This is a genomic window from Faecalimonas sp. (assembly GCA_029264305.1).
GTDB lineage: Bacteria > Bacillota > Clostridia > Lachnospirales > Lachnospiraceae > Faecalimonas.
In genome coordinates this window covers 136288-151319 of record JARICA010000009.1, presented here as the reverse complement: position 1 = coordinate 151319, position 15032 = coordinate 136288, and the positions used below count along the sequence as shown (strand labels likewise).

General features: G+C 33.0%; 16 protein-coding genes. 1 reads left to right on the top strand and 15 read right to left on the bottom strand.

All coding sequences use genetic code 11. The annotated features are described in order from the left end of the window. Positions 1-151 precede the first annotated feature (151 nt). The 3 genes from recG to ACY2U7_RS02890 all read right to left on the bottom strand — a co-directional run bounded on the left by recG (position 152) and on the right by ACY2U7_RS02890 (position 4318). Complete coding sequence (recG, locus tag ACY2U7_RS02900; protein WP_461815821.1) at positions 152-2212, bottom strand: ATP-dependent DNA helicase RecG; 2061 nt, start codon at positions 2210-2212, stop codon at positions 152-154. A gap of 66 nt (positions 2213-2278) precedes the next feature. Beyond that, complete coding sequence (locus tag ACY2U7_RS02895) at positions 2279-3940, bottom strand: DAK2 domain-containing protein (protein ID WP_461812063.1); 1662 nt, start codon at positions 3938-3940, stop codon at positions 2279-2281. An 18-nt stretch (positions 3941-3958) separates the two neighbouring features. Beyond that, complete coding sequence (locus tag ACY2U7_RS02890; RefSeq protein ID WP_461812062.1) at positions 3959-4318, bottom strand: Asp23/Gls24 family envelope stress response protein; 360 nt, start codon at positions 4316-4318, stop codon at positions 3959-3961. 194 nt (positions 4319-4512) lie between these two features. Between ACY2U7_RS02890 and rpmB the strand changes: the two genes are divergently transcribed. Next, positions 4513-4698 carry a 50S ribosomal protein L28 gene (gene rpmB, locus ACY2U7_RS02885; RefSeq protein WP_009320597.1) on the top strand — a complete coding sequence of 62 codons (186 nt, stop codon included), beginning with the start codon at positions 4513-4515 and terminating at the stop codon, positions 4696-4698. Positions 4699-4758: 60 nt separating this feature from the next. Here the strand turns inward: rpmB and ACY2U7_RS02880 are convergent, their stop codons facing one another. The 12 genes from ACY2U7_RS02880 to ACY2U7_RS02825 form a co-directional block, all read right to left on the bottom strand. Continuing rightward, positions 4759-4905 (bottom strand): hypothetical protein, encoded by a 147-nt coding sequence (locus ACY2U7_RS02880; RefSeq protein ID WP_461812061.1) that lies wholly within the window; start codon positions 4903-4905, stop codon positions 4759-4761. A 51-nt stretch (positions 4906-4956) separates the two neighbouring features. Then, complete coding sequence (locus ACY2U7_RS02875) at positions 4957-5352, bottom strand: GerW family sporulation protein (RefSeq protein ID WP_461812060.1); 396 nt, start codon at positions 5350-5352, stop codon at positions 4957-4959. 23 nt (positions 5353-5375) lie between these two features. After that, the gene (locus ACY2U7_RS02870) at positions 5376-6266 is read right to left on the bottom strand and encodes a DUF2953 domain-containing protein (RefSeq protein ID WP_461812059.1); all 891 of its coding nucleotides are present in this window, start codon (positions 6264-6266) and stop codon (positions 5376-5378) included. Positions 6267-6289: 23 nt separating this feature from the next. Further along, entirely contained in the window at positions 6290-6613 is a 324-nt protein-coding gene (locus ACY2U7_RS02865; protein WP_461815820.1) for a hypothetical protein, read from the bottom strand. Between the two features lie 25 nt (positions 6614-6638). Beyond that, on the bottom strand, positions 6639-7970 hold the full coding sequence (locus ACY2U7_RS02860; RefSeq protein WP_461815839.1) for a peptidoglycan D,D-transpeptidase FtsI family protein: 1332 nt from the start codon (positions 7968-7970) through the stop codon (positions 6639-6641). 94 nt (positions 7971-8064) lie between these two features. Continuing rightward, complete coding sequence (locus tag ACY2U7_RS02855) at positions 8065-9525, bottom strand: FtsW/RodA/SpoVE family cell cycle protein (protein ID WP_461812057.1); 1461 nt, start codon at positions 9523-9525, stop codon at positions 8065-8067. Positions 9526-9533: 8 nt separating this feature from the next. Beyond that, entirely contained in the window at positions 9534-11891 is a 2358-nt protein-coding gene (locus ACY2U7_RS02850) for a U32 family peptidase (RefSeq protein ID WP_461815819.1), read from the bottom strand. A gap of 39 nt (positions 11892-11930) precedes the next feature. After that, positions 11931-12341 carry a cell division protein ZapA gene (locus ACY2U7_RS02845; protein ID WP_461812055.1) on the bottom strand — a complete coding sequence of 137 codons (411 nt, stop codon included), beginning with the start codon at positions 12339-12341 and terminating at the stop codon, positions 11931-11933. 72 nt (positions 12342-12413) lie between these two features. Beyond that, the gene (ruvB, locus tag ACY2U7_RS02840; protein ID WP_461812054.1) at positions 12414-13415 is read right to left on the bottom strand and encodes a Holliday junction branch migration DNA helicase RuvB; all 1002 of its coding nucleotides are present in this window, start codon (positions 13413-13415) and stop codon (positions 12414-12416) included. A 16-nt stretch (positions 13416-13431) separates the two neighbouring features. After that, positions 13432-14037: a Holliday junction branch migration protein RuvA gene (gene ruvA / locus ACY2U7_RS02835; RefSeq protein WP_461812053.1), complete on the bottom strand. Its 606-nt coding sequence runs from the start codon at positions 14035-14037 to the stop codon at positions 13432-13434. 21 nt (positions 14038-14058) lie between these two features. Continuing rightward, positions 14059-14550, bottom strand: a complete 492-nt coding sequence (locus ACY2U7_RS02830) for a Gx transporter family protein (RefSeq protein WP_461812052.1) — start codon at positions 14548-14550, stop codon at positions 14059-14061. A 9-nt stretch (positions 14551-14559) separates the two neighbouring features. Next, the gene (locus ACY2U7_RS02825; RefSeq protein ID WP_461812051.1) at positions 14560-14916 is read right to left on the bottom strand and encodes a NusG domain II-containing protein; all 357 of its coding nucleotides are present in this window, start codon (positions 14914-14916) and stop codon (positions 14560-14562) included. Between the last annotated feature and the right edge of the window lie 116 nt (positions 14917-15032).

The window sequence follows — 15032 nt, the reverse complement described above, 5'->3', positions numbered from 1 at the left end:
TAATTTCCTCCTTTAAATAATATAATATATTTTGTAACATCTTGTTGTTTGTTACAAAGATAGTATGTGGAATATTATTTAAATTACACTAGAAATTATTTCTTATTTTGATAAAATTTGTTATGAGTATTTTCTATATATAATCGTTTATTTAAAGCGTTGTTTCCAACAATATATTTTGCATATATTTCTGTAAATATTGTCTTAAATTTTCATTTTCTTTCGCCTCTAAATCGGGATCATTTTCAAGCAATTGCGTTGCCGCTTCATTTGCCTTTTGTAATGTTTTTGTGTCTTGAAATACATCTGCAAGTTTAAAATCCAAAATCCCACTTTGCCTTATACCAAACAAATCTCCTGGTCCTCTCAATTTCAAATCTTCTCCTGCTATATAAAATCCATCATTAGATTTATTTAAAATTTCTAATCGTTTTTTTGTTTCTTTCGATTTTGTTGCCGTCATAAAAATGCAATATGATTGGTAATCCCCTCTACCAACACGTCCTCTTAACTGATGCAATTGAGCCAATCCAAATCTTTCTGCATTTTCAATCATCATTATAGTCGCATTTGGTACATTAATTCCCACTTCAATCACTGTTGTAGAAACTAATACTTGTATTTCATTTCTTGCAAATTTTTCCATGATCTCATCTTTTTGTCTTTGCTTCATCTTTCCATGTAAATATTGTACATGTATTTGATTTCCCAACTCTTCTTGAAGTGTTTTTGCATAATCTGTCACATTTTCTACTTCTAGCGTTTCGCTCTCTTCCACCATGGGGCAAATTACATAACATTGTCTTCCCTGTCCTATTTGTTTTTTCATAAAATTATAAGCCGTTTTTCTATACGATGTATCTACTACGCAATTTTTTATCGGCAATCGGTTCGCCGGAAGTTCATCAATAACAGAAATATCAAGATCACCATACAAAATAATCGCCAAAGTTCTTGGAATAGGAGTTGCACTCATAACAAGAATATGTGGAGTTTCCCCTTTTTCTGCTAATTTTTCTCTCTGCTTCACCCCAAATCTATGTTGCTCATCAGTAATCACAAGTGCAAGTTTCTTATATTTTACTTTTTCTTGAATTAAAGCATGCGTTCCTATAATCAGATTTACTTCCCCTTGCTCAATTTTTTCATATACCAATCTCTTTTCCTTTAAAGTCATTGAGCCTGTCAATAATTCTGTTTGTAACGGAATTTCATACTTATCAAACATTTCACATATAGATTGATAATGTTGTTTTGCTAATACTTCTGTCGGAGCCATCAACGCTCCTTGATATCCATTCAAACCTACAAACATTAATCCAAGTAAAGCAATTATTGTTTTTCCAGAACCCACGTCCCCTTGCACAAGTCTTGCCATCGCAGTTTTCCCAACGAGATCTCCTTTAATTTCTTCCCACACTTTCTTCTGTGCAGTTGTTAATTCATATGGAAGCTGATTCAAAAATTTTTCAATTTCTTTTGGAGTTGTAAAAGAAAAAACATTTTCTGTTCTTTCCTTATTTTCTTTCAGTCGTCTTAGTGATAAAAGAAATAGCAAAAACTCTTCAAAAACAAGTCTTTCCCTTGCATGATAATATTCCTCTTTATTTGAAGGAAAATGTATTCCTCTTACAGCATAATTGTATTCTGCCAACTGATACTTCATCCTCATATAGTCAGGCAAAATTTCCTGTTTTAAATCTAGATTTTCTAAAATCTGTCGCACCAACTTTGTAATAGTATTGTTCGTTATACCTGCTGTCAAAGGATATACTGGCTGAAGCGTATTTTCTTTCTCTTGATATTTTATGCTTGGATAAAATATTTCCGGTTGTTCCATTGTCAGTATTCCTTTTCTATTGGACACTTTTCCTCTCAAAGTAATAACGCTTCCTGAGCGAAGCGTATTTTTTAAAAAAGGCATTCGAAACCATACTACTTTTAACTGTCCTGTACAATCCTTCAAAGTCAAAGTAGTAATCTGCAATGTACGTGTTCCCGAAAATTGAACCGGTCCCCAAATTGTTCCTGTAACTGTAATAATTTTTCCTTCTTCTATCTCAGATATTTCTTTTGATTTTTCGTATACGTCATATGTCCTTGGAAAATACCGAATCAAATCTCCAACAGTAAAAACACCCAATTTATAAAATAATTTTTCTGTTTTCTCACCAACACCTTTTAACTCTGAAATATTTGCTAACTCATTCATACTCTTTTCCTGTTCCTTTAATAGAAAAAGCGACTCCAAAGAATCGCTTTTCTAATGTCATATTTTTTATTCTACTGCTAGTACATAATAATAAATCGGTTGACCACCAAAATGTGTATCTACATCTGTATCCGGATATAATTCTTCAATCTCTGCTGAAAGTTTCTCTGCTTCTTCTTCTGAGATTTCTTGACCAAAATATAAACTAATCAATTCAGACTCTTCATCCACCAATTGTGATAGCATATCTTTTGTAGTTTCTTCTATAGAAGTTCCAACAGAAAGAATACCTGAATCTCCAATTCCCATAATATCTCCTTCATGGATTTCTTTATCATCAATATGGGTGTCTCTAACTGCATAAGTTACTTGACCTGTTTTTACTTTTTTAATTTCTTCAAGCATTGTTTCTTCATTAGTTTTTGCATCCATTTCAGGCATATAATTGATAATAGCTGTAATTCCTTGTGGAACTGTCTTTGTAGGAATCACAATAATATCTTTGTCTTCTGTTAAAGACTGTGCTTGATTTGCTGCCATAACAATATTTTTATTATTTGGCAAAATAAAGATATGTTCAGCATTCACGGCATCAATTGCCGCAAGCATATCTTCCGTACTTGGATTCATTGTCTGACCACCTTCAATAATATAATCAGCACCTAATTCTCTAAAAATTTCATTTAAGCCTTCCCCTATAGAAACAGCAATAAATCCCATTTCTTTTCTAGGTTCTTCTTCCTTTTGTTTAGCTTGTTCTTGAGCGAGTTTTTCTGCATCGCGAATTAATTTTTCTTGGTGTTCTTCACGCATATTATCAATTTTCATTCTAGACAATTGGCCAAAGGTCAATGCTTTCTGAATAGCAAGCCCTGGATCATTTGTATGCACATGAATTTTTACAATTTCATCATCAGCAACACATACTATCGAATCTCCTATCGATTCCAAATACGCTTTAAATTCTTTTTCGTCTTTTTCTGTAAATTCTTTTTCAGTCATGATAATGAATTCTGTACAATAACCAAACTTAATATCTGCTGGTACATCATTACTCAATTTCAAGTTACCCTTACTTGTATTTGGAGTAATCTTACTATAATCAATTTCTTTTCCTAAAAAAGCATCATATGCACCTTTTAATACTTCCAACAATCCTTGTCCACCTGAATCTACAACACCTGCTTCTTTCAAAACCGGAAGCATATCTGGTGTTTGAGAAAGGACATTCTCTGCATGCTCAATTACTTGTGGAATAAAGATTTCTAGATCATCTGTAGTTTCTGCTAATTCAATTGCTTTTTCAGCAATTCCTCTTGCTACAGTTAAAATTGTACCTTCTTTTGGCTTCATAACAGCCTTATAAGCAGTTTCCTTAGCTTTCATACAAGCTTTCGCTAAAATCACAGTATCTATTTCTTTATGTTCTTTAATTTCTTTTGTAAATCCTCTAAACAACTGCGAAAGAATAACTCCTGAATTTCCTCTTGCTCCACGAAGAGAACCAGACGAAATTGCTTTTGCTAGCGATACCATATCAAATTCTGCAATTCCTGCCACTTCTTTTGCCGCCGCCATAATAGTCAAAGACATATTGGTTCCAGTATCACCATCCGGAACCGGAAATACGTTCAATTCATTGATAAATTCTTTTTTGGCCTCTATATTACCTGCACCAGACAAAAACATCTTGGCAAGCATTTCTGCATTTATTGTTTTTGTTGCCACAACAAAATCCTCCTTAAACTAATCGATTACTCTTACGCCCTCGATGTAGATGTTTATTTTATCTACTGACATACCTGTAAACTCTTCTACTTTATATTTTACATTACTAATTAAATTTTCTGTAACAGCGGAAATACTAACACCATAAGAAACGATTACATGAAAATCTAAAGTAATTTTATTATCTTCTGAAATATATACCTGAATTCCATGTGTTAGACTTTCTTTCTTTAATAATCTCACAAGACCATCTTTCATATTTACTGCTGCCATTCCAACTATTCCAAAGCATTCTACAGCAACAGAACCTGCATATTTTGCAATAACTTCTGGATCAATTGTAATAATTCCCAAGTCTGTACTCATACTACCTTTCATATCTATACCTCCAATTCTTTCTGGATTTAAACATACTTAACATTTGTATTATACTCTGTTTCAACATTTTTTACAACATTTTCCGAAAAGTTAAATAAGAGGAAAATAAACCCTTGCATATTTTATATTTTTCTGCTAAAATACTTATTGTTGTGAGTCTATTATGGCTATTAATATCGTTAGGAGGTGCAATCATGGCTAAATGTGCTATTTGTGAAAAGGGTGCTCATTTCGGAAACAACGTAAGTCACTCTCATAGAAAAACACCAAAAATGTGGAAATCTAATGTAAAATCAGTAAGAGTTAAAACTGAAGGTGGTTCTAAAAAAATGTACGTATGTACTTCTTGCTTAAAATCAGGAAGAGTTGAACGTGCTTAATTTTACACAATGATAAAACGAGATGATTTAAAATCACCTCGTTTTTTTGTGCCATATTTTTTATTTTCCACCACAACAAAACAATATATATCCCAACAAAAAGCAAATAATAATAATCGCTATCTCTAAAAATATACTAGAAAGACACATGGAAATTAGCAAACCAATTCCTATCCAAAATAGCGAAAATCCAATTAACCTCTTCATTTTACACTTCTAACTACACTTTTATTTTATTGTATGAACACACTTATCTTTCTATGAATCAATTTTTTCATCTAAAATTTCTGCCAAATCTTCTTCTGTCATTTTCTTCTCTTCTTTTTGACTACTAAAGCGCTCCACTACATCAGGAACCATATCTAAAATTTTTGTAATGGTATCTTGATTTCTTATATTCACAAGTCTTGTCTTTCCATCTTGGATAACAAGAACTGCACTAGGCGTCATTTTCCCTCCTAGTCCGCCAGCTCCTCTATTCTTCTTTTCTTGTTCAAAAGCTCCTGCCCCAACTGCAAAAGACACATCGACTAAAGGCAAAATAATTGTTTCTCCAATATGAATTGCTTCTCCCACCACTGTCTTTGATGAAATAACACTATTCATCCCTTTAAAAAGAGAATCTACCGTATTTCTAAAATTGTTTTCTGCCATTCTGATTCCTCCATTCATTATAATTATAGTTTAAATAACTGCATATTTTTATAAGTTTGCCTTATTTCTTTACTACGAAAAATATTAAAAACAACAACCAAAAAACATATCCCTCTTACATGACCTTTTATATTAACTTCTCCTTCCAAAACATCGTTCTCAAAATCAGGTTCAACATAAATCTCATTTCCATAAAATGGATAACACATACTAATTATCGCTAATACTTTTCCCGTAAGATATGGATCCGAAAAACCAAACCGTATTTTCCCCTTTATCTTCTTTGGTCTCAAATGTTTCAGGGTTCTTATAATCTCCTTTTTCAGAATTTTCCACGCTTTCTGATGTGTTTCATTCTTCAAAAACTCTACCACTTTATCTTTTTTCTCTCGAAGTAATTTTATCTTATCAAAAAAATCACTTATTATACATTTTATTTTTTGAAATAATTTTTTAAATTTATTTGCAAATGAATCCTTTTCCTTTTTACTCCGCTGTTTTTCTTCTTTGTCTACTGCAGGTTTGGATTGTTGTATTTTTGTCTCTTCGATTATCTTCTCTTGTTTCTTTTCTTTTTTTTGATTTTGAAATTCTTCAGATTCTTTTAAATTCTGAGGTTGTATTTCCACTTTCGATATTTTCTCTACTTCAGGTACATTCCATTTTTTCCATACCGTTCTCACTTGCCACTCAATCTTTTTCTCCCTATAACACACATATCCTGATAACAAATGTAACAGCCATGAAAATCTCATTTTCATTTCCAAAGACTGTACTGTACCCTTACCTTTTGCCTCTATGTGATAGCGAACTGGTACAAACAATATAATCCCTGTCAAAAGAAAAAACAATCCAAGGAGAACTAAAATCAATATTCCTATTATTTTTAGTAGTATACATAAAATATGTAGCATGCAAACACCTATACTTTACTTTCCTAAAATTCCTGTTGCGTTTCTAAAATATATTTTCGTAAATTTGCTTCACCATATCGAAGATAAGTATCTTCGGCAATCCTCTTTATGAGTTCTAATGCCTCTACATAACTAGATGCTATGCCAACAACAAGTAACGGTTCTGGCATCCACTTTTTCTGTAAAAGCAAAATAGAATCATAACATTCCAATTGCTCGACCGGGTTATCGCAAAGTACAATCAAATAACAGCTAAACTGCACTTCACCATTCTTTAATTTGTCTATAACCTTTTCTTTCCTTGTTTTTAAACTATCTCCAACATATATATTTTTATAAAATTTCATCTAATTCCTTCTTTATAACTTTTAACTAATAATAACTGTTAAAAACTTTTTTTGCAACATTTACCGCTTTTGTTCCTGTGGAATCTGATCCTTCTACCACAACACTAATAACTAACTCTGGATTATCTATATTCGTAAAACCTACAAACCAAGAATGTACTTTTTCCTTGTCCACACTATACTCTGCCGTTCCTGTTTTTCCTGCAACAGAATATCCTTGTTCCTTTAAAGTTTTTGCAGTTCCTTCTTCAACTACAGCTTTCATATACTCTGTTAATTGCGCCGCTTCTTCTCTCGTCATTAATGTCCCATATTCCTCTGGCATATTCTTTGTTACTGTTGTTCCAGAATAATTTACAACTTTATCAACCAAGTATGGTTTCATTAATTTCCCACCATTCGCAATAGCCGAAGTAATTAGTGCCATGTGATATGGACTTACCTGTGTTTTTCCTTGTCCCATGGCAGTCATCATCACCTCCGAGGTAGGATCATTTGGAGATAGCATAAATTTGCTTTCACTATACATAAGTGGAGACGGTAAATCTCTATTAAAAAGTAATTGTTTTGCAGTTTTTTTATATTTAGAAATATCTAATTGTAAGCCAATATTAGAAAAAGAACTATTACAAGAATTTGCAAACGAACTTCTCAAATCTTGCATTCCATGTACCTTTTTGTTGTTACAATGAATAACCGTTCCTTTATGCTCAATTTTTCCTGTACATTTATACTGATAAGAATTGTAATCTTTATTTTCTCTCATATATTCTAAAGCAGTTACAATTTTAAATGTAGATCCCGGTGCATATTTCCCTTGCATTGCACGGTTTAGCATAACACTATCCTTATCTTGATTCAATTCCAGCCAATTTTCAGCTACATAATTAGGATCAAAAGTAGGTTTTGAAACAAGAGATAAAATCTTTCCTGTATCTGCCTCCATAACAACAACTGCTCCTTTATTATTTCCAAGTGCATCATATGCTGCTTGTTGCAAATTTGTATCAAGAGTTGTTACTACGTTATCTCCTATATTTTTTTCCCCTTTAAACTCTTTCATGATTTTTTCCAAAATGAAGGCATTAGATGTAAGAAGATTGAAATTTTCTTTTGATTCCAGTCCCGCTTTACCTTTTGAAGCATATCCTACAACATGCGCATATAAATCTCCATAAGGATATTCTCTTTGTTCTTTTCCCGCTTCATCTACTGTCGTTTTTGCCAGTACTTCTCCATTTTTATCTAAAATTTTTCCACGTATGATTCTGTTTGCCAAAAGATCTTGCCTTACATTATATGGGCTATTAATAATAGTTTTCGCCTTAAATGCATTAAAATATACAATATATCCCATCAAAATAAGAAACAAACTAACAAACAAGTATGTAATTCTTGCAAATTCTTTATTTGTTACTTTTTTTCGTCTTTTCTTTTTCTGTACTTGTTTTTTAGTGGATGGTCTTTTTGGCGCCTGTTCTACGTCTCGACTGTTCGGAAGACGTTCTAGCCGTGCGTCCAGATCGTTTTCCCTCAAAATCATAATATCGTCGTCTGTCAGACGGTTGTTTCTTTGTTTTTTGTCTTTCTTTTTTTCTCTCAATGATCTCTTCCTCGTCTTCTCTAAATACATATAATCCCTGAATAATTGCAAACATCATAATGGTACTTAGCACCGAACTCCCACCATAACTTACCAACGGAAGCGTAACACCCGTCAACGGAATAAATTTAGTTACTCCTCCAATTGTTAAAAAGATTTGGAAAATATAACATGTTCCAAGGCCAAGTGCAACCAATTTATAAAAAGTATTTCTCAATTGCATTGCAATATTAAGAAACATTACATAACAACTTACACAAATCAGCATTAAACAAAGTGCAAAAATTAATCCTAATTCTTCTGCAATCGCTGCAAAAACAAAATCTTCTGTTGCAACCGGTATTTTATTTGCTGCCCCTTGCATAAGTCCCATACCGAACCAACTTCCCGTTCCAATAGCAAATAATGACTGTGCAATCTGATGTCCACCTGCCGCTTCAGGACTAATAGGTCCTTTCCAAACAGCAACACGAGTACGCACATGTCCAAACAAAAAATATCCTGCTACGGCAGCAATTCCTCCTCCTGACATTCCAGCCAGCAAATATAACGGCTGTCGAGTTGCAACATAGAGCATCATCAAATATACAACAAATAAAATTAATGCAGCCCCCAAATCTGTACTTAAAACAAGAATAATAACATGTGCTGCTGCTATAATTGTTGTAATGACCACATCTTTAAATTCTGATGAACGTTGTAACCTGCTTGCTACGAAAAAAACAAAAGAAATTTTCACAAATTCAGATGGCTGAATACCGATTCCTGCAACAGTAAATCCAAGTTTCGCTCCCCCCGATGTACTTGCCAAAACAAGCACTAAAAGAAGCGCTCCTATTCCTAAAATAGCATACAGATATGTGTATTGTTCTAACTTTTTCATCTTCCTTATGATAACTGGTATCACCAAACTAAGCAAAAATGAACCAGCTACAATCACACATTGCTTTATTGCCCTTTGAAAAGATAACCTTGTCAAAATAATAAATCCAACCGTTAAAAGCATACACATATTATTTACAACTAATCTTGAGATTTTAGGATATATCTTCGTATAAAGTATAATTATTCCGCCAAGCAATAGAACCTGTACAAAATAGAAAACAATTACTTTCACCTCATCCATTTTTAAGTATAACACTAAATACGCCATAAAATGGATTGAAAACATCAATCTATTCTGTCTTCTTAATAATTTTCTCTTCTTATATTCATCTTCATAACCAAAAACTGCAAAACAAAGATATGTATAAATCGCTATACAAATAATCATTAAATATTTGGATAATTCAACTATAATATTTACCAAATTTTCACCTACTTTACTCCACGTTTAAAATGCCCTCTCGTGAATGACTTTTCAAACTCCTCTACTTCTTTATTCTTAACAAAAACTTCTTCGAACTGCTTTAATATTTTTTCAGTTTCTCTTCCATTTTCTATCGTAAAATGTAGTCGTAATTTTCTTGGATCTAACTGTAAAATATCATCTTTTTGTTCAAGTAAACTTAATGGTTCCGCATTATAAATTATATTATAACAATAATCACAACAATTCTTTGCTGTAAACTGTTTGTTATATCTATCCGTTATTTGAGTATACCCACTCTGATGTGTACATTTTCCAATTGTTTTATGAATACACTGTGCAGAAACCATCATTTGCAAATATCCATATACAATCAATTCACTTTGTTCACACCCCAAGTTTCCCAATTCTCTGCAATTCAATTCCAATGGTGCAGTAAAATCTTGCACTTTTTGTTCTTCCCAAAATATTTTCGCTTCGCGATTAAACTGATACATATTAGCATCTAAAACAATACTCATTTGCGGGAATTGTTCTCTTATATAATAAAAACTTTCATAGTTCCTTATTAACACTCCATCGAATATAGATGCGTCAAACATTTCTTTATATTTCTTTTTCGTATCTTCTCTAAAAATATACGGCATTGCAAAATATATTTCTTTTCTATTCACCTTAGCTATAGAAACAATTTCTTCTAACATCTTATTTTCCCATGCATGTTCTATCATTGTACAGTCAATATAGATTCTCTCAACAGACTCGTTACAAACCACTTTTGAAAATTGTTCTTTTTTCTCCACGTAAGCATACAGTGTATTTCTCTTCCGTATTTCCTTTCTCACCTGTTCCGCTTGTTTTTCTAATTTTTTTTCATCGCTACGTCTATATTTTATACAAATTTCTTTTTCTAATTGTTCTAATCCACTTCTTCTTAACTCATTCAGTTTTTGCATAGGGATAAAAAGGCTATCTTCTAAAAGAATCTCAAGCGACTCAAATACGAACGGAGTATTTCCTGTCTTTCTCATTTGCTGTGCAATTCTCTCTTCACTCATTGGATGATTAAGTGCTTGCTCTGCCCTCGAGCCATACACAGTCACTTCGCTATTATCCATGCTTAATGTAATAATAGCATTTTTTTCTGTGGAAAGTATTAATTTCCCATTAATTTTTTCCTGTACCTTTTTTTCAACAAAGTCTTTTTTTAACTTTTGAAGCAATTCTTCATTTCTGGTGCGGTTTACTATTTCTCCTCTTACAATTCGCTCTCCTTTGCGTAACCTAACCGAAAATTTTTCTCCCACCTTTACACTCTTGCCTAACGTGTAATTTTCTTTATTGGGAAATTCCAAAACATCACCTTTATGCAATTCTGTCATCGCCTGCATATATACTTCTTTGCCTTGCTGACTGGATACTTTTACAGCTTTTGTACCTGCATGATTTGGTCTATTTAAAGATAACATTTCTTTCCCATTTCTCGTTTGATAATATCCCGTATGAAAACCGCCTCTATTATATAAGTCCATTAAAATTTCTTTATCTTTTTGTGAAACAGAATATCCATTTCTTCCTCTTTCCATATACAGATCTACATATTTTCTATAAATTGATGTAACAGCAGCCACATACTCTGGTTTCTTCATTCTTCCTTCAATTTTAAAAGAATAGATACCTGCTTCAACTAAATCCGGAATAAATTCTACAGTACACAAATCTTTTAAACTCATCACATAAGAAGTCTTTTTATCCACCTTATATGGAAGTCTACATGGTTGCGCACACTGTCCTCTATTTCCACTTCGTCCCCCTAAAAGACTACTATACAAACATTGACCTGAATAGCAATAGCACAATGCACCATGAACAAAACTTTCTATTTCTACAGAAGTTTCTTCTGAAATTTTCTTAATTTCTTTCAAGCTCAACTCTCTTGCTGTTACAACTCTTTCTACCCCTTGTTCTTCCATAAACTTCGCACCATCTACTCCAGTAATTGTCATTTGGGTACTTGCATGAATCGGAAGACTCGGAAAATATTTTCTCACAAAATGTAAAACACCTATATCTTGTACAATGATCGCATCCAAGCCTTGTTTGTAATAAGGTAAGAGATATTCATATAATTCTTCTTCTAATTCTTTCTCTTTCAACAGTGTATTCACTGTTAAATAAATTTTCTTTTTGTGTAAATGTACATAATCTATAGCATCCAATAACTCCTCTTGCGAAAAATTATCAGCATATGCCCTAGCTCCAAACCGATTTCCACCTACATAAACCGCATCTGCTCCCGCTGCAATTGCCGCTCTCAAACTCTCATACGATCCTGCTGGTGCTAAAATTTCTATTTTTCTTTTCATACCTGTTTCCTTTAAAAAAGACTGTCTACTGACAGCCTTTTATTGTCCACGATTTTTTAACTCTGTTTCTAATTTTACAATTTGTTTTTGTAATTCTGTATTTTCTTCTTTCAATCTATCTATTTCCTTTTCAGCATTTTCACAATCTAACTGTACAGAAATTAGTTCATGTTTTAAGTCATACATTTCTTTATCTTTTAGTTCAATATCTGATTCTGATGTTATCGCTATCTTTTGCGCTTTAAAATAGTCATCTGCAATATTAAGTGCAAGAAGAACGCTCTTTGTATCTGCACTTTGCTTTTTATAGCCTTCTACGCTGCTACATTCTTCCATTTTTCGATTCAAATAGGCAGAAACTTTCTGCAAGTACTCTTCACTTTCAACTCCACTCAGTGTAAATACCTTTCCTCCTATTAAAACTTCTGTATGATTCTTTGACGATGTCATAGGACACCTCCTTATTACTTTCTAATTGTATTCTACTTATTATAAACCATTCAGATTAAAAATCCAACTATTTTAACAGTTTTCCTCTGAAATCCCTAAATGATGATATGCCAATGATGTAACCATTCTTCCACGAGGCGTACGATGAAGAAATCCATTTTTGATGAGATAAGGTTCGTATACATCCTCAATTGTCCCTGAATCTTCCCCTATAGAAGCTGCTAAAGTATCTAATCCTACTGGACCTCCTTTAAATTTTTGAATCATTGTCAAAAGAATATTTCGATCTATATGATCTAATCCATATTTATCAACTTCCAATAAATCTAGTGCATAATTTGCAGCCTCTTCCGTAATCACTCCATTGTATTTAATCTGTGCGAAATCTCTAACCCTCTTCAACAAACGGTTTGCAAGTCTTGGAGTCCCTCTAGACCTTCTCGCCATTTCCATCGCACCATTTCCATCCACTTCTACCCCCATCACTCCTGCAGAACGAATGATAATTGTCTGTAATTCTTTCTCTGTATAAAATTCCAAACGCTGCACAACTCCAAATCTATCTCGAAGAGGAGCCGTAAGCATTCCTGCCCTTGTAGTGGCTCCTACTAGAGTAAACTTTGGTAAATCCAATCGGACAGAACGAGCTGTTGCTCCTTTTCCAATCATAATATCAATGGCATAATCTTCCATGGCAGGGTATAAAATTTCTTCCACCTGCCTATTCAAGCGATGAATTTCATCAACAAATAACACATCACCCTCTTGCAAATTATTTAAAATAGCTGCCATTTCTCCTGGTTTTTCAATTGCAGGTCCTGATGTGATTTTTAAATTAACTCCCATTTCGTTCGCTATAATTCCAGCTAATGTTGTTTTTCCAAGACCTGGTGGACCATAAAAAAGAACGTGATCAAGCGCTTCATTTCGTTCCTTTGCCGCTTGAATATAAATGCGGAGCATTTCTTTTGCTTTTTTCTGTCCAATATAGTCTTCTAGCAATTGAGGTCGAAGATGATTTTCTATTTTCAAATCTTCTTCTAGACTTTCTGTCGTAATAATTCTTTTACCCATCTTACTCTACCGCCTTTTATAACATAAATCTTAATGCCTGTTTTAATATGGTTTCCACAGTGCTTTCTTCTGTCATTTCTACTTGACGCACTGCACGAAGTGCTTCTGTATTTCCATATCCTAACGCAACAAGTGCTTGTATCACTTCGGTTTGTAAACCATTATTTTGCATATTCGATGTCATATTCTCTTTTACTTCTATATGTTCAAGAACATCATCCATGCTCATTTTATCTTTCAACTCTATAATCAATTTTTCTGCAGTTTTTTTACCAATGCCTTGTGCAGTTGAAATTGCTTTGACGTCATTTGATAATACTGCCAAACGCAAGTCATCTGCACTTAAATTTGAAAGAATATTAAGTGCCCCTTTTGGCCCTATGCCACTCACTCCAATAACAAGTTTAAATACTTTTAAATCATCTCTCGTCAAAAAACCATATAACTGCATAGCATCTTCTTTTATATGTAAATATGTGTGTAACTTTATTTCATTATTTATTGGAGGTAATTTTCCCATAGATTGTTCTGGCATAAAAATACCGTACCCAACTCCACCTACATCCACAATTGCTTTTTCCTTTTCTATTGCTACTAATTCGCCTTTTATGTAAGAAATCATATATTTCTCCCTTTCTTTAAACTATAAACAAATTTTTTGAATCCGTTTTATTACCTCACTAGAAACTATTCCTATGATCATTCCTGTAATCACTCCTGAAATCATTAGCACCGATGCATAATAGATTAAGTTCAAACTTTGTAAAACAATAATAGCGACAAGTAACTGTCCTATATTATGAAATACTCCTCCTGCCATGCTAATCCCTAAAATACTAAATTTTCCATTTTTTTTAAACATATACATAACAAGTAAACTAAGTAACGAACCCGCAAGGCTATAAATAATACTGAATAAATTACCGAATATGAATCCTGCTAAAATCACTCTTGTTATAGCCAATAAATATACCTGTTTTTTTTCCATCTTATACATAGATATAACAATAATAAGATTAGCTAAGCCAAGTTTCACTCCAGGTATCCCTATATGAAACGGAATAAGTGACTCTACATAACTAAAAATCAATGCCAATGCCGTAAACATTCCGAAATACACCTTGCTATTTTTCATGCTATCCTCCTATTTCACCACTGCATCCAACTCATTTTCTTTGCCTTCCACAACAGTAATAATAACCTTATTTGGAAGACATACAATACTTTCTCCACTTTTCGAAATAGGTTTTTGTTTTACACATATTTTATCTGGGCACTTTGCATCTATAACATCCGCTTTTCCGTTCTTAATAACAAGACGATTTGTCCCATTAATATCTATTTCTCTATCTTCTGAAAGAACATATTCTCCACGCAAAACACCATTCACTTCAACCTGAATTATATTCGCTTTTCCATCTTCTTTCAAACTTCTTCCAAGCAACAAAAGAACCGCTATACCGAGAATAGTTCCCAACAATTTATAATCATTTTTTTTCATCGTTTTTCTCTCCTTGCCTATTTTATCATATTCATTAAGACTATGCAATCATACGTTCGATTGCATTTTTTATACCAACTAGTATATACTGTTTTATAATAATTACAGAAACGAGG